This is a genomic window from Leifsonia sp. LS1, assembly GCF_020521355.1.
GTDB lineage: Bacteria > Actinomycetota > Actinomycetes > Actinomycetales > Microbacteriaceae > Leifsonia.
In genome coordinates, this window is sequence record NZ_BPER01000007.1 from 176011 (window position 1) to 197688 (window position 21678).

Annotated in this window: 25 protein-coding genes, 1 tRNA gene and 1 pseudogene; 13 read left to right on the forward strand and 14 right to left on the reverse strand. The window is 70.4% G+C overall.

Annotation, left to right across the window (positions count from 1 at the left end):
* Positions 1-107: 107 nt before the first annotated feature.
* Positions 108-181, forward strand: a tRNA-Pro gene (locus LLS1_RS14110).
* Positions 182-401: 220 nt separating this feature from the next.
* Here LLS1_RS14110 and LLS1_RS19550 read toward each other — a convergent pair.
* From LLS1_RS19550 to LLS1_RS14140, 6 genes and pseudogenes are all read right to left on the reverse strand, one after another.
* Positions 402-665: pseudogene (locus tag LLS1_RS19550) on the reverse strand (phosphatase PAP2 family protein); the annotation flags it as partial.
* Between the two features lie 30 nt (positions 666-695).
* Positions 696-1019, reverse strand: coding sequence for a hypothetical protein (locus LLS1_RS14120; RefSeq protein WP_226656462.1), 324 nt, complete (start codon positions 1017-1019; stop codon positions 696-698).
* 456 nt (positions 1020-1475) lie between these two features.
* Positions 1476-2258: a trans-aconitate 2-methyltransferase gene (locus LLS1_RS14125; protein ID WP_226656465.1), complete on the reverse strand. Its 783-nt coding sequence runs from the start codon at positions 2256-2258 to the stop codon at positions 1476-1478.
* A 14-nt stretch (positions 2259-2272) separates the two neighbouring features.
* The gene (locus tag LLS1_RS14130; RefSeq protein ID WP_226656467.1) at positions 2273-3064 is read right to left on the reverse strand and encodes an ABC transporter ATP-binding protein; all 792 of its coding nucleotides are present in this window, start codon (positions 3062-3064) and stop codon (positions 2273-2275) included.
* Positions 3061-4065, reverse strand: coding sequence for an ABC transporter substrate-binding protein (locus LLS1_RS14135; RefSeq protein ID WP_226656469.1), 1005 nt, complete (start codon positions 4063-4065; stop codon positions 3061-3063). Before LLS1_RS14135 ends, LLS1_RS14130 begins: the two co-directional genes overlap by 4 nt.
* On the reverse strand, positions 4062-5141 hold the full coding sequence (locus LLS1_RS14140) for an iron ABC transporter permease (RefSeq protein ID WP_226656577.1): 1080 nt from the start codon (positions 5139-5141) through the stop codon (positions 4062-4064). Before LLS1_RS14140 ends, LLS1_RS14135 begins: the two co-directional genes overlap by 4 nt.
* 178 nt (positions 5142-5319) lie before the next feature.
* On the opposite strand from LLS1_RS14140, the gene LLS1_RS14145 reads away from it, so the two are divergent.
* Entirely contained in the window at positions 5320-6219 is a 900-nt protein-coding gene (locus LLS1_RS14145) for an oxidoreductase (protein ID WP_226656471.1), read from the forward strand.
* Between the two features lie 94 nt (positions 6220-6313).
* Here LLS1_RS14145 and LLS1_RS14150 read toward each other — a convergent pair whose 3' ends face one another.
* Positions 6314-6724: a MarR family winged helix-turn-helix transcriptional regulator gene (locus LLS1_RS14150; RefSeq protein ID WP_226656473.1), complete on the reverse strand. Its 411-nt coding sequence runs from the start codon at positions 6722-6724 to the stop codon at positions 6314-6316.
* 52 nt (positions 6725-6776) lie between these two features.
* Between LLS1_RS14150 and LLS1_RS14155 the strand changes: the two genes are divergently transcribed.
* The gene (locus LLS1_RS14155; RefSeq protein WP_226656474.1) at positions 6777-7520 is read left to right on the forward strand and encodes an alpha/beta fold hydrolase; all 744 of its coding nucleotides are present in this window, start codon (positions 6777-6779) and stop codon (positions 7518-7520) included.
* A gap of 59 nt (positions 7521-7579) precedes the next feature.
* Here the strand turns inward: LLS1_RS14155 and LLS1_RS14160 are convergent, their stop codons facing one another.
* Positions 7580-7987 carry a hypothetical protein gene (locus tag LLS1_RS14160; RefSeq protein WP_226656476.1) on the reverse strand — a complete coding sequence of 136 codons (408 nt, stop codon included), beginning with the start codon at positions 7985-7987 and terminating at the stop codon, positions 7580-7582.
* Between the two features lie 139 nt (positions 7988-8126).
* Between LLS1_RS14160 and LLS1_RS14165 the strand changes: the two genes are divergently transcribed.
* Genes LLS1_RS14165 through LLS1_RS19490 form a run of 3 tightly spaced genes read left to right on the forward strand, consistent with a single transcriptional unit; the run spans position 8127 to position 10200 of the window.
* Entirely contained in the window at positions 8127-8786 is a 660-nt protein-coding gene (locus tag LLS1_RS14165; protein WP_226656478.1) for a TetR/AcrR family transcriptional regulator, read from the forward strand.
* Complete coding sequence (locus LLS1_RS14170; RefSeq protein ID WP_226656480.1) at positions 8783-10081, forward strand: glycosyltransferase; 1299 nt, start codon at positions 8783-8785, stop codon at positions 10079-10081. Before LLS1_RS14165 ends, LLS1_RS14170 begins: the two co-directional genes overlap by 4 nt.
* Positions 10078-10200, forward strand: coding sequence for a hypothetical protein (locus tag LLS1_RS19490; RefSeq protein WP_264186928.1), 123 nt, complete (start codon positions 10078-10080; stop codon positions 10198-10200). Before LLS1_RS14170 ends, LLS1_RS19490 begins: the two co-directional genes overlap by 4 nt.
* 80 nt (positions 10201-10280) lie before the next feature.
* Here LLS1_RS19490 and LLS1_RS14175 read toward each other — a convergent pair whose 3' ends face one another.
* Genes LLS1_RS14175 through LLS1_RS14185 form a run of 3 tightly spaced genes read right to left on the reverse strand, consistent with a single transcriptional unit; the run spans position 10281 to position 13058 of the window.
* The gene (locus LLS1_RS14175; RefSeq protein ID WP_226656482.1) at positions 10281-11150 is read right to left on the reverse strand and encodes a LysM domain-containing protein; all 870 of its coding nucleotides are present in this window, start codon (positions 11148-11150) and stop codon (positions 10281-10283) included.
* Positions 11151-11206: 56 nt separating this feature from the next.
* Positions 11207-12112: a serine hydrolase gene (locus LLS1_RS14180; protein WP_226656484.1), complete on the reverse strand. Its 906-nt coding sequence runs from the start codon at positions 12110-12112 to the stop codon at positions 11207-11209.
* On the reverse strand, positions 12105-13058 hold the full coding sequence (locus LLS1_RS14185; protein WP_226656485.1) for a LysR family transcriptional regulator: 954 nt from the start codon (positions 13056-13058) through the stop codon (positions 12105-12107). Before LLS1_RS14185 ends, LLS1_RS14180 begins: the two co-directional genes overlap by 8 nt.
* 87 nt (positions 13059-13145) lie before the next feature.
* On the opposite strand from LLS1_RS14185, the gene bla reads away from it, so the two are divergent.
* A complete protein-coding gene (gene bla / locus LLS1_RS14190; RefSeq protein WP_226656487.1) occupies positions 13146-14069 on the forward strand; it encodes a class A beta-lactamase in 924 nt (307 codons plus the stop codon).
* Between the two features lie 59 nt (positions 14070-14128).
* On the opposite strand, the gene msrA is transcribed toward bla, so the two are convergent.
* From msrA to LLS1_RS14205, 3 genes are all read right to left on the reverse strand, one after another.
* Entirely contained in the window at positions 14129-14641 is a 513-nt protein-coding gene (msrA, locus tag LLS1_RS14195; RefSeq protein ID WP_226656489.1) for a peptide-methionine (S)-S-oxide reductase MsrA, read from the reverse strand.
* Positions 14641-15093: a peptide-methionine (R)-S-oxide reductase MsrB gene (gene msrB / locus LLS1_RS14200; protein WP_226656491.1), complete on the reverse strand. Its 453-nt coding sequence runs from the start codon at positions 15091-15093 to the stop codon at positions 14641-14643. Before msrB ends, msrA begins: the two co-directional genes overlap by 1 nt.
* A 106-nt stretch (positions 15094-15199) precedes the next feature.
* Complete coding sequence (locus LLS1_RS14205; RefSeq protein WP_226656493.1) at positions 15200-16348, reverse strand: hypothetical protein; 1149 nt, start codon at positions 16346-16348, stop codon at positions 15200-15202.
* A 1030-nt stretch (positions 16349-17378) separates the two neighbouring features.
* On the opposite strand from LLS1_RS14205, the gene LLS1_RS14210 reads away from it, so the two are divergent.
* The 6 genes from LLS1_RS14210 to LLS1_RS14235 all read left to right on the forward strand — a co-directional run bounded on the left by LLS1_RS14210 (position 17379) and on the right by LLS1_RS14235 (position 21652).
* Entirely contained in the window at positions 17379-17930 is a 552-nt protein-coding gene (locus LLS1_RS14210; protein ID WP_223360213.1) for a PadR family transcriptional regulator, read from the forward strand.
* 76 nt (positions 17931-18006) lie between these two features.
* A complete protein-coding gene (locus LLS1_RS14215; protein ID WP_226656579.1) occupies positions 18007-19695 on the forward strand; it encodes an AarF/ABC1/UbiB kinase family protein in 1689 nt (562 codons plus the stop codon).
* Between the two features lie 115 nt (positions 19696-19810).
* Entirely contained in the window at positions 19811-20335 is a 525-nt protein-coding gene (locus LLS1_RS14220; RefSeq protein WP_226656495.1) for a hypothetical protein, read from the forward strand.
* A 79-nt stretch (positions 20336-20414) separates the two neighbouring features.
* Positions 20415-20861: a hypothetical protein gene (locus LLS1_RS14225; protein ID WP_226656497.1), complete on the forward strand. Its 447-nt coding sequence runs from the start codon at positions 20415-20417 to the stop codon at positions 20859-20861.
* Between the two features lie 270 nt (positions 20862-21131).
* Complete coding sequence (locus LLS1_RS14230) at positions 21132-21305, forward strand: hypothetical protein (RefSeq protein WP_226656499.1); 174 nt, start codon at positions 21132-21134, stop codon at positions 21303-21305.
* Between the two features lie 92 nt (positions 21306-21397).
* A complete protein-coding gene (locus LLS1_RS14235; RefSeq protein WP_226656501.1) occupies positions 21398-21652 on the forward strand; it encodes a hypothetical protein in 255 nt (84 codons plus the stop codon).
* Positions 21653-21678 lie beyond the last annotated feature (26 nt).

Sequence of the window (21678 nt, forward strand, 5' to 3'; positions counted from 1 at the left end):
GCGGGGCCGTCGAGGCGCCTTCGGGTTGGTGCACGACGCACCCCCGCCGACACGCTAAGATAGTGGAGTTGCCTCGCTCGGAGCCTCGCGCCCGGGTGGGGGAGCAACGGGCTGTGGCGCAGCTTGGTAGCGCACTTGACTGGGGGTCAAGGGGTCGCAGGTTCAAATCCTGTCAGCCCGACGTCACGACAATAAGAGGAGGGCCGCGGTTCGCATTGCGAACCGCGGCCCTCCTCTTATTGTCGTGACTCGCTGCTGTCTTCCCGGGTCCCCGCCGCGAGGGGCCCCGGGCGCCGTCAAACGCGAAGCGTGCAGGCGGCGTTTGGGGGAGCGGTGGGGTGCAGCCCGTGGCGACGTGCGTTGTAGCCGGAGCGCGAAGCGGTTCGGCGACGTGCGAGGACTCAGGGGCGGTTTCGTCGCAGGCGGCGGCAGACCCGCGTGCGCGCAATCGCGACCGTGAGGATGAGCAGGGTCGGCACAATGAGCCCCCAGATCGCGCCGGCCGCGACCTCATGAAGATAGTGCACTCCCTCGAGCAGGCGTCCGGACGCAACCGCGAGCGCAAGTGCCCCCGCGGTGGTCGCCCACAGTAGCCGCCCGCCCACGATGGCGATGGCACATGTCGCGGCGAATGCCAGCGTCGCATGGTTGGAAGGGAAGGAATAGTCTGCGGTGTCGCATGCCCCCGCGGAAGGCTATCGCGTGCACGGTCGCTCCTGCGCGAACAGAGACTTGCCCGCCTCGCTGCCGAGGTACGCGAGCACCACTGCCGTGCCTCCCGCAATCACGAGGGCACGGCGCTCCGGCGTCCGCCACCACGCGTGCAGCAGCACTGCCGCCGCGAACGCCGCGAGGACGACGAGGAGTCCGTCTGCGAGGAACTCCACTCCGGGGACTGCGAAGCCGGCGGATGCGGCCGCCCGCGTGACGGCGACGCTCAGGCTTTGGCTCGGGAACGGAGCGACGAGCGCGACGACTGCGGCCAGCGCGACGACGACGAGGGGAGCGATGGCTCGCAAGGACGGGACGGGGCTGGCCGTCGCTGAAGAGGGTTCGCTATATGTCACCTCTGCGACGCTATTGGGCGCACGGTCGGGGGAAATCGGCGCAGCGGACGACGCGCGTCATTCGCGAGAGGGATCCTCCTGCGCCCCCGTCCTCGACGCGGCTCGGCGAGCGCCGCCGACACAAAGAGACGCATGTCTGTGATGCCCGCTCACGTCATTCTGGTGGATGAGGACGCGCTCGAAGAGCGTCTGCTGATCTCGCGGAGCTTGGCCCGGACCTTCTCTGGGAAGGCGTTCCGTCAACCGCGAGGCCGAGCGGGTTGGGCTCCGTGAAGGCGTGCCCGCCGAGCCGGATGTCGAGCTGCACGTCGAGGGAGCACTGCGCTGCCTGCTGCACCGAGAGGGCGCCGCCGAGGGGGCCCGCAGCCGCAGCAGACCACCCGAACGGCGCCCAACTCCGCACGCCCCTCAGCGGATCCCGGAGACGATGTAGTCGTCGAGGTACTGCCATGCGGTTCCGGCCTCGGTGAAGCCGGCGCAGCGGAGTGCCTCGATGTGGAAGCCGAGGGTGACCTTGGGCGGTGGGGTGTCCAGAGAGCCGCCCCAGGCGATTTCGCGCGCCCGCATCGCGTCCGCGTAGTCGGGGTCGGCGCCGACGGCGGCCCACCATTGGTCCCAGGTCTCCGTGCCGGAGGAGAAGGCGGCCTGCTGCTGCAGTTCGTCGTCGCGCGAGGAGAGGGCGTGCAGCGTCGGCGCGGAGACTGCGTCGAATGCGAGGTGGTCGCCGTTGAGGAAGACGCCCTGCGGGCGGAGCATTCCGGCGAGCTCGAAGTACACGCGAATGAGCGTCTCCGGTCGCAGCCAGTGCAGCGCGGTGGTGCTGACGATCGCGTCGAAAGGCTCGGCCAGAACGGGAGCTGCCGTCCAGCCGGGGTCGTCCAGATCCGTTTCGAGGATCTCCACGCGGTCGTCCCCGGCGTGCGCGTTGGCTGCGATCGCGAGGAGGGCGGGATCCTTGTCGGCCATCACCACTCGCGCGTGCGGGATCTCGTCGAGCAGGGCTCGTCCGAGCGAGCCGGGTCCGGACGCGAGATCCAGGATGCGTGGGCGGGCGGTGTCGCCGGAGAGATCGGAGACGATGCGGGCCATGGCGGCGAACCGGAGGTCGCGGTGGCGAATGTAGGCGGTCTGCTGCGCGTCCCAGCGCTTCAGGTAGTCGGTCGCGGTCGTGGTGGTCGAGGTGGATGTCATGGTGAGGTTCTCCTTCATGAGAGCGATGGGTCGGAGGGGGCCGGGTGCTCCGGCAGGCGGAAGGTGAGGTGCGCCCGGTCCGCGGCGTCGGTGTGCACTGCGGACCGGACCCGGTAGACCGGGTCGAGCAGCTCGGGCACCAGCACGGTGCGCGGGGATCCCGAGGCGACGACCTCGCCCTCGGAGAGCAGCACCAGGCGGTCGCAGGTGCGCGCGGCGAGTTCGAGGTCGTGCAGCACGATCACCACGGTCGGAGCGATCCTGCGCAGCAGCGCCATCAGCTCGAGCTGGTGTCGGATGTCGAGGTGGTTGGTCGGCTCGTCGAGCAAGGCATGGGGTGCTCCGTGGACGATGGCGCGGGCGATCTGCACGCGCTGTCGCTCCCCTCCGGACAGCCTCGCGACCGGGTCATGGGCCCGGTCGTGGAGGCCGACGATGTCGAGGGCGCGCTCGATCTGGGGCTCGAAGGCGCGGCTTTGCGCGCGCCACGAGCCGTGGTGTGCGATCCCGCCCAGCGACACTTCGTCGCTGACCCGGAGGGCGGGATCCGACTCCAGCAGCTGCCCGACGAACACCGTGCGCCGAGCGATCCAGCGCCGGGAGGCCGTCGCGATGTCGACGCCGTCGATGAGAACGGAGCCGGCGTGGGGACGATGCGCGCCGATCAGGGACCGGAGCAGCGTGGACTTGCCACTGCCGTTCGGGCCGACCACGCCGACCACCTCGCCGTCCTCCACCGTGAGATCGACGTCGCGGAGTACGGATCTCCCTGCTCGCCGGACGGCGAGACCATGGGCCGTGATCAATCCAGCGTCTTCAGCTGCTCGACGAGCACGGACGGCCCCTTGGTGCTCAGCACCGTCGGCGGATCCGTGTACGGGAACGGGAGGGTGAGGACCCGATGCTCCTTCACCGCCGTGAGGCCCTGCACACCGGGCACCGATTGGAACGCGGTGACGGCCGCCGCGGCGTCGTCGCCGCTGTAAAGCAGGACGATCGTCTTCGGATCCTTCGCGATGATGTCTTCCAGACTCGCGTCGAACACGCGCTCGGTCGATGCGGCGTAGACGTTGGTGAGCCCTGCGGCCTCGAAGACGGGGGTGACCATGCTCGGTCCGCCGTACGGGGAGACGACGCCGCCGGACGAGACGTAGAGGGCGGCGGCGGTCCCCGCCTCGGACGCCGGGGCTTTCAGCTGCGCCTGGGAGCCGGCGATGGCCTGATCGGCGAGATCGCTTGCGCCGAGCGCCGTGCCGAGGGCCTTCAGCTCGCTCCAGACGCGATCGAACGACGCGCGCTGGGTGTACTCGGCGGGTGGGTCGTCGCAGTACGCCGTGGGGGAGAAGACCGGGATGCCGAGGCTCGCGAGAGACGCGCGGTCGACGGCGTTCTCCGGCGCGATCACCAGGTCGGGCTTGGCCCCGATGATGCTTTCCTGCGACACGATCGAGCCTCCCGTGGGGCCCGTCTCGGTGCTGAGCGGAGTGATCGCGTCGATCGCGTCGATCGTGCTCTTCTCGTAGAGGCCGCGCGCCGGCACGGCGGTCACGGCGACGATGCGGTCGACGGCCTGGAGCGCCTCGAGGTTCGCGAGCTCGTCATTGTTGATCATCACGATGCGTTTCGGCTTCGCCGGGATCGTGACCTCGGTGCCGCAGTTCTCGATCGTGACGGGGAAGCCCCCGGAGGTGGGGGAGGCATCGGAGTTCGGCGTCTGGGCGGCGCAGCCGAGGAGCGCGCCGCCCAGACCGGCGCCGAGCAGTGCTCCGGCGGCCAGACGGGTGACGAGGGGACGGTGGGTTTTCATGCGGGCCTTTCTGCGGGTGAGTGGGGGCGGGACGTGGCAGCGGAACGCGGTCGGTCGTTTCCGCCGCGTGCGAGGAGAGCGAGCAGAACGGGGGCGCCGATCACGCCCGTGATCACGCCGACGGGGATCTCGTGCGGGGCGAGGAGCGTGCGCGCACCCGTGTCGGCGGCGACGAGGAGGATCGCGCCGATGAGCGCCGACGCCGGGAGGAGCCGGCGATGCCGGGCCCCCACCAGGGCGCGGCCCAGGTGCGGCACGACCAGGCCGATGAATCCGACGCCGCCGACGCCCGCGACGATGACGCCGACCACGGCGGAGGTGCCGGCGAGGATCGCGAAGCGGGAGCGCTCCGGGTCGAGCCCCGCCGCGATCGCGGAGTCGTCGCCCGAGGCGAGGGCGTCGATCCGGCCGCTGATCAGGACGAGACCGGCCAGCCCGAGGGCCACCGCGATGGCGACGGCGACGATCATCGTCGGCTGCACGGCGGCGAGCGAGCCCAGCAGCCAGAACATCACGGATCGCGCGGCCTCGGGCGAATCGGACAGGAAGAGGAGCAGGCTCGTGACAGCGCTGAGGGCGTAGCCTACGGCGAGCCCCGCGAGCACGATCCGATGAGGACCCCGCGCACGTCCGGCGCCGGCGAGCGCGAGCACGAGGGCGACGGTCAGCACTGCGCCGACCAGTGCGGCTCCGGAGACGGCGAGGGCCGTTCCCGAGCCGACGACGAGCACGACGATGGCGACCCCCGTCGAGGCGCCGGAGTTCAGCCCCAGCAGGTAGGGGTCGGCGAGCGAGTTGCGCACGAGCGCTTGCAGCACGGCGCCCGCGAATGCCAGCCCGGCGCCGGCCACCGCCGCCATGAGGATCCGGGGCAGCCGCGCGGACCAGACGACCTGCGCCGCGACGTCGCCGCTCGTGTCGCCGCCGAGGAGGCCGCGGGCGATGGCGGACAGCACCGCTCCCGGGGACAGCGGCACCGCTCCCGTCCCGAGCGAGAGAACGAGTGTCACCAGGAGGGCGGCGGACAGGGAGAGGAAGACAACGAGTGCTCTTCGCGGGATGGGGACCAAGGGCACCTCTTTCAACGCCCTCAGCCTAGATGAGAATAGTTCTCAATAACAAATGCGTCGGGCGCGCACGTCGAGTGCCGCACGGTCGTGTACCTCGCGGCCGGGACTGCTCGGGTGGAGACGGCGGCGCCCGATACCCTGGGAGGAGAGCGCACCCGTGGGAGGACTCGGAATGGCGACACCGATGCAGACGCGACCCGTGCCCACGGTCGCCGTCGTGGGGCCCGGCGCGATCGGTACGACGGTCGCCGCAGCGCTGTACGAACGCGGCATCACGCCCGGTCTGTATGGCCGGACCGCGCGGACGGGTCTCGAACTCGTCGCGCCGGACGCGCGTATCGCCGTGCCGGGGCCGGTGGTCACGGACGCGGCCGTTGTGCGCGGCCCCGCCGACATCGTGTTCCTCGCGGTCAAGGCCACGCAGATCGAGTCGGCGGCGCCGTGGTTGCGGGCGCTGTGCGGGCCGGAGACCGTGATCTGCGTCCTGCAGAACGGGGTGGAGCAGATCGCGATGGTCTCCCCGCACGTGCCTCAGGGGGCGGCCATCGTGCCCGCCGTGGTGTGGTTCCCCGCGCAGGCGCACCCCGATGGCACGGTGGTTCTGCGCGGCGACGCCCGGTTGACCCTCCCGCGCTCGACTGCGGCCGAGCGGGTCGTCGGCGTGCTGCACGGCTCGCGCTGCAGCACGGAGATCGCGGACGACTTCCTCTCCATCGCCTGGCGCAAGCTGCTCCAGAACGCGGCCGCCGGACTGATGGCGCTGACGGGGCGACGAGCCGGGATGTACACCCGGCCCGATATCGCCGACCTGACCCTCGCCTACCTCCGCGAATGCCTGTCCGTTGCTCGCGCTGAGGGTGCACGACTCGATGACGGCGTGCCCGCCGAGATCCTCGCCGGCTTCCGATCGTTCCCCGCCGACATGAGCACCTCGATCCTCACCGATCGCGAGGCGTCCCGCCCGCTCGAATGGGAGATCCGCAACGGGGTCGTCTCCCGCCTGGGGCGTGCCCACGACATCCCGACACCGATCGGCGATGTGATCACCGCTCTCCTCGCTGCGACCAGCGACGGCCCGGGCTGACCCGTCCCCACCGGACGAGCGACGATAGGACCGGCGACGCATGCGCGCTCGCTGAGGCGTGCGGTCAGGGGCGCACGGGGTGGGAGAGCGGCCCTCAGTCTCCGACCAAGGCGGTGAGCGTCGTGGCGAGGATGGCGCGCTCCGGCTCGTCCAGTGGGGCGAACAGGGTCTCGAGCACGCGGGCGGCGATGCGGTGCCCTTCTTCGAGGGCGGTTCGGCCGGCGTCCGTGAGGGTGTAGTCGAGGCGGCGTCCGTGCCCAGGGGCGCGCTCGATCAATCCGCGAGCCTCCATCCTGCCGGCGAGTGTGCCGAAGGCCTGGTCGCTCTGAAAGGTCGCCATCGCCAGCGCGTGCCCGGAGGCTCCGGGCAGTCGTTCGATCGCGCGGAGCGCATCCCACTGCACGAGCGTCACCCCCGCGTCGCGGAGGGCGCTGTCCATGGTCCGGTGGTTGCGGTACTGCGCCTGCTTGATCGCCCGGCCGAGCAGTTCGAGATCCGTCGTCATCGTGCTATCTTATCAACACGCGTATATAAACATATTTAGATAGGAGCAGCTGATGGTCGCTTCCGAGCCCACGACCCGCACCGCACTCGTCCTCCACGGTGGGGGCGGACCCCGGACGATCGCCCCGATCGCCGAGCATCTCTCTGGGACGATGCGCGTCATCGCCCCGACGCACCCGGGCTGGGAGGGTACGCCCCGACCTGGGCGGATCGACTCCGTCTCCGAGCTGGCGACGCACTACCTGGGCCAGCTGCGCGAGCGGGGCGAACACGATGTCGTGCTCGTCGGATCCTCCCTCGGCGGGTGGATCGCGCTGGAGATGGCCCTGCGCGCCGCCGCGGACGCGCGCTACGCGGGTGTCGTGGGGGCGGTGGTCGACATCGACGGCGTCGGTGCGGTCGTCGACGGCGAGCCGATCGCCGACTTCTTCGCGCTCGACGCCCGGGGTCTCGCCCAGGCGGCATGGCATGACCCCGACCGCGGCTTCATCGACCCTGCCACCCTCACCGAGGAGCAGCGCGCCCTGCAGCGGTCGAACGGGCAGGCCATGGCCGCCGTCGCCGGCACCGCGATGAGCGACCCGACGCTCCTCGCGCGGCTGGGGGCGATCGCGGTCCCGACCCTCGTCGTCCACGGCGCCAGCGACCGGATCGTCACCCCGGCCTACGGTCAGGCCGTCGCGGATGCCATCCCGGGCGCCGCGTTCGCCGAGGTCGCGGCGGCCGGCCACCTGCCCCACCTCGAGGCTCCCCAGGCGACGTGGTCCGTCATCGACCCGTTCCTCGCGGCCATCTGATCACGATCGCGTCGCGGGGCAGGGCGCGACGGGCGCGCGGGGCTGCGGGGGAGAGCGCATCACTCGGCCGGGATATCGCGGCGTTCCACCCCGTACATCACCTCCGCCAGCGCGAGCCGGAGCCGCCGGGCTGGTTCGAACGAGGTGGGGATGTCATCGAGAGCAGCGAGCCCGGCCGCCATGCCGTCGAGGCGCGCGGTCACCGCGGCGAGCGAGACGCGCGCGCCAAGCGTGGGAGACACCTCCACAAGTGCCGCCGTCAATGCTCGGACCGCCGACCAATCGGTCTCCACGCCGAAGTACCGCGCAACATGCGCAGACTGGATCGCGGCTTCGAGCTGGAAGCGGCGGCCGGCCAGCGGCGCCGCCTGCGCTAGCTCATGCGCACGCCTCAGATACGCCTCACCCTCCGCAATCAGGCCCGCATCCCACAGCCCCGGATCCTGCGCATCGAGCGGGACGAACATCCCCGCCGCCGCTGCGGGGGCCGGTGGAGGTGTAGGGCACCGCCCGAGTGGCGGGGTATCTCGGCCAATGTCTCCAGTCCGGCTGTAGCGAAGTCCGTCTCCGTTGAGTACAGTGTGACTGTAATCACAAGGAGACTGAATGTCCGAGGCGAGCTCGCGCTACCCGAAGCGGTCAGCACACGCCGCGAAGACGCGGGCGGCGATCATCTCCGCTGCCACCGAATCGTTCGCCGAGGCCGGGTACTCCGCGACGACGATGAAAGCCATCGCGGCCCGTGCAGGGGTGTCTGTCGAGTCGGTGTACCTGACGGGATCCAAGTCGGCGCTGCTGGCCACGGCGATGACCGTGGCCTTCGCCGGCGCGGAGGGGGAGCGGCCGCTTTCAGAAGAGCCGGAGTACGCGGCCGTCTTCGCGGTCGAGGATGTCGGCGAAGCGCTGGAGAAGTACGTCGAGCTTGTGGGCGCGTCGATCGCACGGTCGGATGCGCTGTGGCGCACGGCCCGGGCGGCCGCGGATGTCGAGCCAGACATCCGGCGTCTGCTGGACGACGCTCTCGCGCGTCGTCGGTCAGATCTGGCGATGGCAGGGCCCTGGCTGGTGTCCCGCGGGGCGATCGCGCCGGCCGATGTCGACGACGTCAACGCGACCATGTCCGTGCTGGTGTCGCACGAGGTGTATGAGCACCTGGTGGACGAGTTCGGCTGGTCACTCGACCGCTACGCGGCCTGGTTGAAGGACGCCATCCGCACACTGATCCTCGAACGTCCGGTTCGCCTGCCCGATCGGAGTGAATCGTGAGAACCGTCCTGCTGTGCGCGAATCCGCTCTACGGCCACGTCAATCCCATGCTGGCGATCGGACGGGATCTCGCGGCGCACGGGGATCGGGTGATCGTGCTCACCGGCTCCCGGTACGCATCGGCAGCGGTGTCGAGCGGGTTGGAGGTCCGAAGTTTTCACGGAGTCGCGGATTTCGACGAGCACGACCCACGGACGTTCGTCCCGCACGCGCACCGCTACTCGGGCCTCGCGCTGTCGCAGTATCAGATCGAGTCGACGTTCATCCGCCCCATCCCCGACCAGTGGCGCGCCATGTCGGCGGTGCTGGCGGAGGAGGAGGTCGACGCGGTGTTGGTCGACAGCCTCTTCCTGGGCGCCCTGCCCCTGATGCAGCGACCTTCCGTCGAGCGCGTCCCCGTGCTTGTGATCGGGATCGGTCCGCTCGCGCAGCTGAGCGTGGACACGCCCCCGGCCAACTCTCGGATCCCCATGGCGTCCGGGCCTCTAGCGAGGGCGCGCAATCGCATCCTGAACGAGATGGCGCGGCGCGTGTTCTTCGCTCACGCCCAGAAGCTCGCCGGTCGATTGCTGGTCGAGGCCGGAGGGCGGAAGCCGGACGGATTCGTCATCGAGATCTCGCGCATGCCCGAGCGCTACCTGCAGCTCGGCCCGCGCGAGTTCGAGTATGAGCGACGTGACCTGTCCGAGAACATCCGCTTCGTCGGTCCGCTTCCGGCCGCCGTCACCTCCGCGTCCGCGGGACTGCTCCCGGACTGGTGGTCCGATATCTCGGACGACCGCCCCCTGGTGCACGTCACCCAGGGCACTCTCGACAACAACGACCCCACGACGGTGATCAGGCCGACCATCGACGCCCTCGCAGATCTCGACGTGCAGGTCGTCGTCTCCACGGGGCGGGCGCCGATCGAGTCGGTCGGGCCCGTGCCTGCGAATGCACGGATCGCGGAGTTCCTGCCCTACGACCAGCTGCTTCCGCGGTGCGACGTGATGGTCACCAACGGCGGCTACGGCGGTGTGATGGCGGGGCTGACCGCCGGAGTCCCGCTCGTGGTTGCCGGAGCGGCGGAAGACAAGCCCGAGGTCGCGGCCCGGGTCGAGTACTTCGGCGCCGGTCTCGACCTGCGCACCGGGCGCCCCACCCCGGATCGAGTGCGTTCGGCGGTGCAGACCATCCTGGCGGACGGTGCGTTCCGTCAGCGCGCCGCCGACCTGAGCTCTGCGATCGCCGGCTACGACCCGTTCACGAGCATCCGAACAGAGCTCGATGGGGTCCTCGGCGTGAGACACGGATGACGGACGCACTTCGCGACGAGGCTCCACGGACCCCGGTGCGAAAGGACAACTCGAACGACACCATGCTCCCGATCGAGATCGACACCGTCCAGAACTACATCGCGGCGATCAAGCCGTAGGCGACCGGACGACGGAAGGACGCCGGAGCCCCCCCTGCTGACCGAAACAGCAGGGGCGGGGCCTCCTGCATGATAGGGCGCTACAGGCTGTCCGGGTCCAGGTTCAGCTGCGTGCCCGCCAGCACGTACTTCTGGTCCGTGCCCGAGGGCAGGTCCGGGTTGAGCCAGTAGAGGTCGGTCAGCTGGATGCCGAAGCGGGCCGCGATGCCGGCGGGGGCGTCGCCGCTGTCGACGAGGTAGGTGCGCGGAGCGCCGGAGGCGGTCGTGGCGGTCACCGTGCCGTTCGCGCCGGGGGTCGCTCCACCGTCGACCGGGTGCACGTTCGACGCACGCACGGGCACCGACCAGTGCACCGAGTTCACCGCGAGCACCTTGTTCGGACCGAGTTCGACGGGCACGCCGTCGAACGACGGGGCGGATGAATACGTGACGAGGGCCGCGAGGTACGACGGCTTGCCGCCGATCACGGTGGAGGCGGCGGCGGCCGTGCCGGTGGTCGGTCCGCCCAGCTGGAAGTCGCCGACGCCGTGGTAGGTGAGGCCGTCGCCGACCTGCGGCGCGGTCTCCAGGAAGGTCACCGACACCGGGACCGGCACCGTGGAGGTGAAGCCGGAGTACTGCGCGTCGTAGGTGTTGTCGCCGTTCGACACGACCCGGTAGTGGTAGTGGATGCTGCCCTTGGGGGAGGCGACATCGCCCTCGGCTACCACCGTCCCGGAGGGGACAGGCGTCAAGACGGGCGCGATGATCGGTGAGGGCGCGGGCGAAGAGCCGATCCCGGAGCGCACCGGTGTGCCCGTGGGAGTCGGTGTCGGACTGGCCGTGCGCGTGTGCGTGGGTGTGGAGTGCGGCTTCTGAGCGAAGAGGGCGCAACCCGAGAGCAGCAGGAGCGCCGCCGCGGCTCCCGCGATCGTCGCGACCGAACGGCGCATGATTCCCTCGGTGGACATGTTCCCCCTTGCTCGGCCGCCCCCGCGGCCCTGTCGTCTCCGTGAAGCCTAGACGATCACACTGCGCCGGTGCGGACCCGCTCGTGCATCCGCCGGGCCGCCGCCCCCAGGGCCGCCTCGGCGGCCGGTTGGGCGGACGCGGGGACCTCAGAGGTGCTCAGTGCGACGATGGCGAAGCGTGAGCCGTCGGTGTGCTCGGCGACACCCGCCTCGTGCCGCAGGTTGAGCAGGGTTCCCGTCTTCGACGACCAGGCGGTGTCGTCGGTGACGATGTCGGGGGCGAGGCGGTGGCGAACGAGGTTGGCGCCCAGGTGTTCGCGCAGGCGGGCGGCGGCCTCCGCATGCACCCCGCGTTCGAGCCAGATCATCGTGAGGAGGTCGGCGAACGCGCGAGCCGTCCCCGTGTTGGTGCGCGCGATGTCCAGCTGGCGGATGGGGTGGCCGCGGGCGGGAGTGCTCCCGCGGATGGCGAGGGTGTGCGCGAGATGCGCCTCCTCCGGGGCGAACCGCTCGAGCGGGGTGTCGGAGAGGTCGGCGAAGGGGTGCCGCACCTCGATGCCGTGGACACCCAGCCGGTTCAGGTCGGCCATCACCTCGTCCGGCGAGACGAGGGCGAGGAGGGCGTCGGCGGCACCGTTGTCGCTGATGGTGAGGGCGAGCGAGACGAGGTCGTCGATGGCGATGCGGGAGGGATGCCGGAAGCGGGTCGTCCCCGGCAGCCCGGCGGAAGGATCGCCCGCCGGCACAGGGATGGGCGTCGCGCCGTCGAGGCGGCCGTCGGCGACGCGGGTGAGCACGGCGAGGGCGATCGGAAGCTTGGCGAGGGAGGCGGCCGGGGTCGCCACGTCGCCGTCGAGGTCGAGTTCGCGGCCGGAGTCCAGGTCGCGCACGACGATGGAGGCCCGCAGGCCGGCCTCCGCCAGGTCGGTGCGGACCGCATCGAGGAAGCGGGCGTCACGCACCGCGGGCCTCCCCCGGGGAGGGGGTGCTCGCCGTGAGTGTCGCCGCGGCAGGCTCCCTGTCGGCGCGGGCACGGGCGCCCAGGGCGGAGACGAGCTCGTCCGCCACCGCGTGCAACACCGTGGCGACGTCGTTCTCGCTGTCGCCGACGAGCGTGTATCCGCGGGCGACCCGGAGGCCGGAGAACGAGCGCCAGTGCAGGTCCAGCTCGCGCGACTCCGCCTCCGTGCACAGGAGCAGGTCGCCGTCGGCGAGCACCGATGCGAGGGACGAGGTGGTCGAGGCGTCGACGGGAAGCTGCGCGGGCAGCAGCCCGACGGCGAACGCGGCCCGGAGGAGAGCGTCCCGGATGTGGGGCACGTCGTCCTCCGGGCCGAAGCGGAGGCGTGCGCCGGCGTCGTCGTCGCGCCGCCGCCCGGTGCGGCCGGGGCGGAGCTCGTCCAGTCGCAGCCGCGTCCCCGAGGAACGGCGCCCGGCGACGCCGAGCTCGGCGACCCAGGACGCGGTGTCCGCGGCAACGCTCGCGATCGCCAGGCGGACCCCGCGCGTCGCCGCGAGCTCGGTGCGACGTGCGGGGGTCTCGGCGCGGAACTCGAGGCGCAGCCCGGCAGCGCGCCCCGCGGCTTCGGCGACGGCGAGCTCCCGGATCGCGCAACCGACGGGCACGGCGACGGTCACCGGGCGCAACCGGGCGCGATCGGCGTCGAGCTCCAGCTCGTCCGCAAGCAGGACCAGGCGTCGTGCGGAGGGGAGGAGGTCACGGGCGAACGGCGTGAGCGCCGCACTACGGGCCGTCCGCTCGAGCAGTGCGCCGCCGAGGTGCGACTCGAGGGCGAGGATGCGCCGGCTGGCGACCGACTGCGCCACCTCGAGGGCGGCGGCGGCGCGGGTCACGCTCCCGCGGTCGCCGATCTCGACGAGCACGCGGCACGCGGCGATGAGGTCCATCCGTCCACCCTAGGCTCATGCCGATCCGGCATCGATCGGAGCGATCCGGTCTTCGACAGGATCGACAGGCCGGGAAAGGCTGCCGTCATGGACATTCGCAAACGAATTCTCACCGTCACGGGCGGCGTCGCCGTCACCCTGGCCGTCGCCGTCTCGGGATGCGCGGCCTCCTCCCTTGCTCCGGCGCCGTCGGCAGCAGCGGCGCAGACCGCATCCGCGTTCTCCGGTGCCGCGACGCAGCGGGCCTTCGCCGATCTCGAACGCACGCACGACGCGACACTCGGCGTCACCGCGATCGATACGGGGAACGGCCGCACGGTCGCCTACCGCGGCGGGGAGCGCTTCCCGTTCGCATCGTCGAACAAGACCTTCATCGCAGCGGCGACCCTCCAGCACGCCACGGACGCCGACCTCGACACGGTCGTCCACTACACGAGCGCCGACCTGCTCGCCTACGCGCCGATCACCAGCCGATTCGTCGACACGGGGATGACCGTCCGCGAGCTGATCGACGCCATGCTGCGGTTCAGCGACAACACGGCGGCCAACCTCCTCGTCGCGCGTCTCGGCGGACCGGACGCCGTCGAGGACTGGCTGCGCGGCATCGGCGATCGCACGACCACCGTCGACCGTGTCGAGCCCGACCTCAACGAGGCCCTGCCGGGCGACGCCCGCGACACGACGACCCCCGCGCAGTTCGCGGCGAACCTGCGGGCCGTGATCCTGGGCTCGACCCTCGAGACGAAGGACCGCACCCTCCTGCGCAACACGATGCTCGACTGCACGACGGGTGACGGCACCATCCGCGCAGGTGTCGATCCCGCGTGGCCGGTGGCCGACAAAACGGGAACGGGGGAGTACGGCGTGCGCGACGACATCGCCGTCGTCTACCCGGCAGGGCGTGCGCCGATCATCGTGGTCACGCTGACGCGCAAAGCGACCGCGGATGCGACGCCCGACGACACGCTGCTGGCCGCCGCGACGAAGACGGCCCTCGCAGCGCTCCGCTGAGCGAGCCGGACGCCGATCGAGCCCGGTCACCGGGGTCGAGCAGCGGCCGCGGGCAGAGGTCAGCCGGCCGCGCCGACCTCGTCCGTCAGCACCCAGTCCGGGCGTACGTAATGGCAGGTGTAGCCGCCGGGATGCTTGCGGAGGTAGTCCTGGTGCTCCTCCTCGGCGTCCCAGAACGTGCCGGCGGGCTCGACCTCGGTGACGACCGTGCCCGGCCAACGGCCCGAGGCGTCGACCTCGGCGATGGTCTCGTGGGCGACCCGCTCCTGCTCCGGGGTCAGGTACAGGATGACGGAGCGATAGCTGCGGCCGATGTCGTTGCCCTGGCGGTCGCGGGTCGTCGGGTCGTGCACCTGGAAGAAGAACTCGAGGAGGTCGCGGTAGGTGATGACCGACGGGTCGAACTCGATCTCGACCGCCTCGGCGTGGTCGCCGTGGTTGCGGTAGGTCGCGTTCGGGGTGTCGCCTCCGGCGTAGCCGACCCGGGTGGTGAGCACTCCGGGCATGTCGCGGATGAGCTCCTGCAGCCCCCAGAAGCAGCCACCTGCGAGGATCGCGCGCTCCGTGGCCATCAGGCACCGGCCTTCTCGAACAGGGAGACGTACTGGCCGTAGCCGTCCTTCTCCAGGTCGGCCAGCGGCACGAAGCGCAACGCGGCCGAGTTGATGCAGTAGCGCAGACCGCCCTCGTCGGCGGGTCCGTCGTCGAAGACGTGCCCGAGGTGGCTGTCGCCGTGGGTCGAGCGCACCTCGGTGCGGACCATCCCGAGCGAGGTGTCGCTGTTCTCGACGATGTTCTCGGCCGAGAGCGGCTTGGTGAAGCTCGGCCAGCCGCACCCGCTGTCGTACTTCGTGGTGGAGGCGAAGAGCGGCTCGCCGGAGACGACGTCGACGTACAGGCCGGCATCCTCCTTGTCCCAGAACTCGTTGTCGAACGGCCGCTCGGTTGCGGCCTCCTGGGTCACCGCGAACTGCTCCGGCGTGAGCCGGGCGATCGCGTCCGCATCCTTCGTGTACTCGGGCACCTCGTGCGTCCTCTCTGCATCGTTCCGCGCACCCGCAACGGTACTGCGCGCGGCTGTGCGGGGCCAGGGGACCCGTGACGGAGCGTCACTCGACGAATGTCGAGTCTCAGCCTGCTCCGCTGCAGTCGTACACCGTGACGCCCCAGCCGTCCGGCGTGCTGAACGTCTCGTAGCGGTACGCCCATTCATGATCCAGCGAGATGATCTGGAAACCGTGGTTCGCCGCCTGCAGCGTGTACGACGGTACTCCGACACATCCCGGGAGATAGTAGCCGTTGGCATAGACCTGAGGATTGTGCGCGATCAAGGTGAAGTCGGGAGGCGGTGGGAGAGGATGCGATCCCGCGCCGTTCGGACCACCAGATCCACTGCCGCCTGACGCGCCTGAGTCGTGCGAGCCGGGAGCCTGCGACCGGGATGCCTCTTCGGCAGCTCGTGCGGCGGCTTCCGCAGCGGCTCGGTCGGCGGCTTCCTGCGAATCGCGAACGGCTTGAGCGCGTGCGACGAATGTCACCAGCTCACTCGCCACCGAGGCACCGGCGTTCGCGGCGATGGCGGCGGCCTGTGCGGTCGCCGCAAGCGCAGACCGGCTCTGTTCGTCGGCGCGCGGATATGTCTCCAAGAACGACGCGGAGTAGGTGGAGATGCCCGAGACGGCGGCGCGATCGCCGTCAGCCGGGGCGCCTGCGACCAGTGTCTGCAGGAGAGTCGAAGCGAGGGCGCGCTCCGTCTTCGCTGCAGACAGCGCGGACATCGTCGTGGCGAGCCAACGGCTCTCCCGCGCCGCCTGCCGTCGGAGTGTGTGCTCGACATCCAGGACATCCGCGGTGCTCATGCTCGGCAACGCGGTCGTCTCCGGAGCCGTCGGGCGCTCTCCTTGCGGTAGTCGCAGGGCAGTCGACAGTGCGGTGGAGGCGGCGTCGAGAAGCGAGTGGTGTTCGGCGGGAAGCACGCCCTCCGGGCTGTTCCGCAGGGTGTCCACGACCTCGCGCAGAGCGGTGACCCGATCGCGGGAGTCGTCGAGTTCCCGGCTGGCCTCGTCGAGCTGCAGACCGAGGGCGTCGAGCCGATGAACGGTCGCGCGGTACTGGTCCATCGCCGCGTCGTGGGCGGTTGCCGCTGCCGCGAGCGGGACGGCGATGCCGGAGGCTGCTACGACGAGCACGGCAGCGGCAGCGGCAGCGCTCAACGCGGGATGTGTAGTCGCACTGCGGATCGTCTTCGTGAAGAAGGCGGAGAGGTCGCGAGGTCGCATTCGTCGTCTCTCCCCTCGACCAGATCGTCGCGACGAGCGTGGCAGCTCTGGGGGATGCGCGGCAAGTCCCTGAGAGAGGGGCAGAGCTCCTGAATCGCCGCAGCGCGCGAGCGCGCCGGCCGACTGAACGAGTGGGTGGGTCGCCTTTTCGCCACATTCGGTCAAGTCGGGCGCGGAGTTCGGCGGTGTCGGCCGTGCACGCACAGCCGACTACTGTCGCCAGATAACAGACGCTGGCCGGGGCGATCAGGATCAGGCTCACGGTCTGGACGGTGAGGATCGCCGTCACGACGAAGAGGACGACGGCAGCGCCGCACCCGATCGCGATCCTCGCGCGGTCCCGCGCGACAGGGACGAGCGGCGGGAGGAGGAAGAGCACGCAGATCGCGCCGACAGACCACAGGCTCCGCTCCTCCGCGGGCAGCAACGACAGCCCCGCCCAGAACGCCCACCCGGGGACGGCGGCGTACGCGATCCACCCGAGCACGATGCTCGCCCGGCGGGAGCGGACGTCATCCCATCCCGGGGCGAGCCAGAGGAGGAAGGGGGTGAGCAGGAGCACCGCGCCGTGCACGACGGCCGTGCCGATCACGAGCGGCTCGCCCCGATCGTCGAGCAGGGCCCGGTCGGGGCGGGCGAGCCACAGCGCGAACGGGAGCCACAGCACACGGTCGCGGATGCGACCGCAGCGCACAGCGCGAGCTGTCGGCGCGGGGTGGATCGAGCGCGCATCGCTCATCCTCCCTTCGTCTCGGTTCGGTTCGCCGCGGGCGACGGCGACGAGGTCGCCGGCCGCATCGACGATCCCACGACGGAGTGGGGGGTGCGCGTCCGCCGTGAGGAGGACATCGCGCCGGCCACCGTCCCTCCGCCACATTTGGACCGAATGCGGGGTTACGTCGCTTCTTTCGCCACATGTGGTCCAAATCGATGCCAGCGGGAGGGGCGGATTCACAGGGAGTGGGCAGGTCACGGCACGACTGAACGATATATCGTTGAGTATCGTTACCGATTCTTCGGAGGTGGCACCATGAGTGGTTCGTTCCCCGCCGGCGGCTTCGGCCCCGGCATGACGGCAGACGGCATCTGGCAGGCGATGGAGCAGCTGCGCTCCACGTTCGAGAAACGCGTCGGCACCCGGATGGGCCGTGGCGACGTGCGTGCCGCGGTGCTCGCGCTGCTCGCCGAGAAGCCCATGCACGGGTACCAGATCATCCGCGAGATCGAGGAGCGCAGCGGCGGCAGCTGGAAGCCCAGCGCCGGCTCGGTCTACCCGACCCTCCAGCTGCTGGCCGACGAGGGCCTGCTGACAGCGGAGGAGTCCAACGGCCGCAAGACCTACGCGCTGACCGAGGCCGGGCGCGCCGAGGCCGAGGAGGCCGGAGCGGCGCCATGGGAGGCCGCGGGTCCCGGTTCGGGAGGCTCCGGCGACGCGTTCGGCGCGCTGCCGAAGGCCGGGATCGAGCTGGCCCAGGCTGCGGCACAGGTGCGCCGGACGGGCACGCCGGAGCAGATCCAGCAGGCGACGACGGTGCTCGACGAGGCACGCCGTCGGCTCTACTCGATCCTCGCTCAGGACTGACGGGGTGACGTCCGTCCCTCCCGCGGCCGAGGGAGCTGCGGAGGCGGCAGGTGCGGCCTCCGCCGCGGGGCAGGGCGTGGCGCCGACGGCGGCGGGTGCCACCCGGCGCCGCTACCGCCGCATCCTGCGCTTCGCCGGCTGGAACCTGGCGGTCACCTGGTGGTACGAACTGTTCCTGCCGCGCATCGGCCTGGTGCGGGTCGCAGAGCGCACCCGCTCGAAACGCATGCGCCGGTTCGCGCAGCGGTTCCACGTGCTGGCCGTCGAACTCGGCGGCTTGATGATCAAGGTCGGCCAGTTCATGTCCTCTCGCTTGGACGTGCTGCCGCCCGAGATCACGGCCGAGCTCGAGGGGCTGCAGGACGAGGTGCCCCCGGTACCGTTCGCGGAGATCCGCGCCCTCGCGGAGGCCGAGCTGGGCGTCCCGCTCGCGCGCGCCTTCGCGGCGGTCGACGAGACCCCCGTCGCCGCCGCCTCGCTCGGGCAGGCCCACCGCGCCCGCCTGTCGGCGGCGGATGCGGAGGAGACCGGACTCGAGGCGGTCGTCATCAAGGTGCAGCGGCCGGGGATCGGAGCGATCGTCGACATCGACCTCGCCGCCCTGCGTCGGGTCGGACGCTGGCTCAGCCACGTGCGGCTCGTCTCCGACCGGGTCGACGCCCCTGAGCTGGTCGAGGAGTTCGCCCGCACCAGCCTGGAGGAGATCGACTACCTGCACGAAGCCGCGAGCGCGGAACGGTTCGCGGAGGACTTCGCCGGCGACGACCGCGTCACCGCACCCTCCGTGGTCTGGGAGCGGACCACGCGCCGGGTCCTGACACTTCAGGACGTGACGGCGATCAAGATCACCGACGCGGCCGCGCTGCGCGGAGCCGGTATCGACCCGGTCGAGGTCGCCCCGGTGTTCGCGGCCGTGATGTTCGATCAGCTGTTCGCCAACGGGTTCTTCCACGCCGATCCGCACCCGGGCAACATCTTCGTCACGCCGGGGGAGGGAGACGCATCGACAGGCGGCCGCCCATGGCGCCTGACCTTCATCGACTTCGGGATGATGGGAGAGGTGCCGACCACGCTGCGCACCGGCCTCCGCAAGCTCCTCATCGCCGCGGCCTCGCGTGACGGCAAGGGGCTCGTGGACGCCATGCGCGACATCGGCGTGCTGCTCCCGTCCGCCGACACGGCCCAGCTCGAGCAGGCCATGACCCAGCTGTTCGCGCGCTTCGGCGGCATGGGCTTCGCCGAGCTGCGGGAGGTGGACCCGCGCGAATTCCGCGACTTCGCCCGCCAGTTCGGCGACGTCGTGCGCTCGCTTCCGTTCCAGTTGCCGGAGAACTTCCTGCTGATCGTGCGTGCCATGTCGCTCACCTCCGGCGTCTGCAGCGCCCTCGACCCCGGCTTCAACCTGTGGGACTCGGTCGAACCGTACGCCGGTCAGCTGCTCCGCGACGAGCAGGGCAACGTCGTCCAGGACTTCGCCACAGAAGCGCTCAGCATCGCCGGCGTCGCCTGGCGCCTCCCGAAACGCATCGACGCCGTGCTCGACCGGGTGGAGGAGGGCAGCATCGCCGTCACCTCCCCGCGGCTCGAACGCCACGTCGAACGGCTGGAACGCACCATCCGCCGCCTGGTCGGCGCCGTCGTCTTCGCGGGCGTGCTCGCATCGGGCGCACTCGTGCGGTCGCAGGACGAAGTGCTCAGCACCGTGCTGATGATCGGCTCCGTGGTGCCGCTGGCGTTCGCGGTGTTCGCGGGCCGGCGGCGGTAGGGGGTCCGCGCCTCCACGCATCCCGGAACCGGTGCGCACCCCATCCCCATCCCGCCTCCCCGGTGCTTGACTGTGGCCGCCATCAGAAGGACACACCCACGCAAGGAGGCGGACGATGGACGAGACAGCACACACGGCGATCGGGATGACCGAGGGGATGCGGGCGGCGAGAGCCGAGACACGGCGGATCATCGAGGGCAACAAGGGCGACTTCGTGGCCGAGCAGCGGGAGGTGCTGCTGCGGTTGCACGAGGCGGATCTGATCACGGCCGACGAGGTCGACACCCTCGTGCAGCTGTACCGGCACGTCATCGAGGCGAGCCACGACAAAGGGGATGTGGCGCGCTCGTACTTCGACGCGCGCGGCGTCCACGACCGGATGGCGGCGAACGTCGGGACCTCGCCGGTCGCGCTCGTCGTCGCGGGCGCGACCCTGGGCGCCTTCGATGTCGAACCCGACCCGGATGGCGGAGCGCCGACCGTGGTGGTCTACAAGGTGAGCTACGGGGGAGCGCTCGCCGGGATCGGGGCCGGCCTCGGCGCCCTGCTCGGCGGACCGGCGGGCGGCGTGCTCGGCGGCCAGATCGGCGGCTTCATCGGCGGGATCATCGACGACAAGAAGGGCGACAAGAAGAAGTAGGGTCCCGGAGACGGACGGCGCGGCACGACGCCGGACCCCGCATCCGCTGGGCCGACGCGTGCCCGCTATCGTGTGTGGCATGGAGCCGGACACCGCCCCCACCCCTGCAACACCGCCCCGCGCCCTGCGCGTCGCCCTGGCCGTCGTCGCCTGGTTCAACCTCGTCTCCGCCCTCATCGGCATGATCGGCCTCACCGCGTTCGGCGGCATGGGCATTCCGCTCGAATGGATCGAGGGCACCGTTTTCGACTCCTACTTCTGGCCCGGCATCATCCTGGGCGTGGTGGTCGGGGGCTCGCAGGCGCTCGCACTCGTAGCCACTCACCTCCGGTACCGGCTGGCCTGGGGCCTCCACGCCGCGGCCGGGCTCGTCATGCTCAGCTGGATCTTCATCGAGATCGCCCTCATGCTCGTCTGGTCGCCGCTGCACGGTGTGTACTTCGCCACGGGGCTGGTGCAGACGGTGCTGGCGGTGCTCGCGCTGGGCGCGTGGCCGCGGCCGTTCCTGGGGAGGGCGGGCGTTTAGCCGACGAGCGCTCGCCCGTCTAAGCTCCACGTGTGGAACGCAGATAAATTTGCGGTTTATGCCCTGAAGACTCTGTCTACTTGCATTTTAGTTTTGGTATGGTGTGATCAGAACGGAGACAACGAAGTCCCCGTCGAGAGGATCACCATGAAACTCAGAACAATGTCGACCGGAATTGTCGGCTTGGTAGCCTCATTGGCACTTGCCGCACTACCTGTAGTTCCGTCTCAGGCGAGTGAGGACCCGACGATCGCGTCGTCGAGAGCATTCTTGGCGAGCTATGGAGTCGACGCGCGTACGCAGAACACCCTGATCGAGACGTATCTGAGCGGTGGCACGTGGGACTCGATGTCAAGTGCCGCGCAGCCACGCTCTGTCGTCGGCTACTCGGCCGCCGACGGCGACTACACGGTCAATACCTACACGACGGATCGATCGCCGTGAGCCGGATAGAGAGCGTGTCCGAAAGGTCGCTCGGTCGCGGTATTTCAGTCTGTACGGCAAGCGGCACGACTCGGAGTAATTGCAAGATCGACATGTGGGTCGGGTTGGTCTCGCTGTCGTTCTACGCGTCGTACAACCTCGGCAACAACACCGTCACGAATGTCTACGGCGCAGGCTGGTCGATCGGCGGTGCCTGCGGTGCCAACCTGGTGTACTTGGGCCGACCTGCCACGAACATCGGCAGGATGGACGTCAGCGCGCAGATGTGCGGAATTCCGTACAGCACGACATTCTGGCTCCAGCTGACGGTCAGGAGCGGTTCGGCTTCAGTGAGTTGGTCACCGTGATGATTCGGCACTTGATCAAGAAGGGA

Excerpts from the sequence above, each read along its gene's own strand:
- LLS1_RS14125 (WP_226656465.1), bottom strand. The coding sequence starts at position 2,258 with ATGACATCCACCTCGACCACCACGACCGCGACCGACTACCTGAAGCGC.
- LLS1_RS14135 (WP_226656469.1), bottom strand. The coding sequence starts at position 4,065 with ATGAAAACCCACCGTCCCCTCGTCACCCGTCTGGCCGCCGGAGCACTG.
- LLS1_RS14145 (WP_226656471.1), top strand. The coding sequence starts at position 5,320 with ATGCAGACGCGACCCGTGCCCACGGTCGCCGTCGTGGGGCCCGGCGCG.
- LLS1_RS14150 (WP_226656473.1), bottom strand. The coding sequence starts at position 6,724 with ATGACGACGGATCTCGAACTGCTCGGCCGGGCGATCAAGCAGGCGCAG.
- LLS1_RS14155 (WP_226656474.1), top strand. The coding sequence starts at position 6,777 with ATGGTCGCTTCCGAGCCCACGACCCGCACCGCACTCGTCCTCCACGGT.
- LLS1_RS14160 (WP_226656476.1), bottom strand. The coding sequence starts at position 7,987 with ATGTTCGTCCCGCTCGATGCGCAGGATCCGGGGCTGTGGGATGCGGGC.
- LLS1_RS14165 (WP_226656478.1), top strand. The coding sequence starts at position 8,127 with ATGTCCGAGGCGAGCTCGCGCTACCCGAAGCGGTCAGCACACGCCGCG.
- LLS1_RS19490 (WP_264186928.1), top strand. The coding sequence starts at position 10,078 with ATGACGGACGCACTTCGCGACGAGGCTCCACGGACCCCGGTGCGAAAG.
- LLS1_RS14175 (WP_226656482.1), bottom strand. The coding sequence starts at position 11,150 with ATGTCCACCGAGGGAATCATGCGCCGTTCGGTCGCGACGATCGCGGGA.
- LLS1_RS14185 (WP_226656485.1), bottom strand. The coding sequence starts at position 13,058 with ATGGACCTCATCGCCGCGTGCCGCGTGCTCGTCGAGATCGGCGACCGC.
- bla (WP_226656487.1), top strand. The coding sequence starts at position 13,146 with ATGGACATTCGCAAACGAATTCTCACCGTCACGGGCGGCGTCGCCGTC.
- msrA (WP_226656489.1), bottom strand. The coding sequence starts at position 14,641 with ATGGCCACGGAGCGCGCGATCCTCGCAGGTGGCTGCTTCTGGGGGCTG.
- LLS1_RS14205 (WP_226656493.1), bottom strand. The coding sequence starts at position 16,348 with ATGCGACCTCGCGACCTCTCCGCCTTCTTCACGAAGACGATCCGCAGT.
- LLS1_RS14210 (WP_223360213.1), top strand. The coding sequence starts at position 17,379 with ATGAGTGGTTCGTTCCCCGCCGGCGGCTTCGGCCCCGGCATGACGGCA.
- LLS1_RS14220 (WP_226656495.1), top strand. The coding sequence starts at position 19,811 with ATGGACGAGACAGCACACACGGCGATCGGGATGACCGAGGGGATGCGG.
- LLS1_RS14225 (WP_226656497.1), top strand. The coding sequence starts at position 20,415 with ATGGAGCCGGACACCGCCCCCACCCCTGCAACACCGCCCCGCGCCCTG.
- LLS1_RS14235 (WP_226656501.1), top strand. The coding sequence starts at position 21,398 with ATGTGGGTCGGGTTGGTCTCGCTGTCGTTCTACGCGTCGTACAACCTC.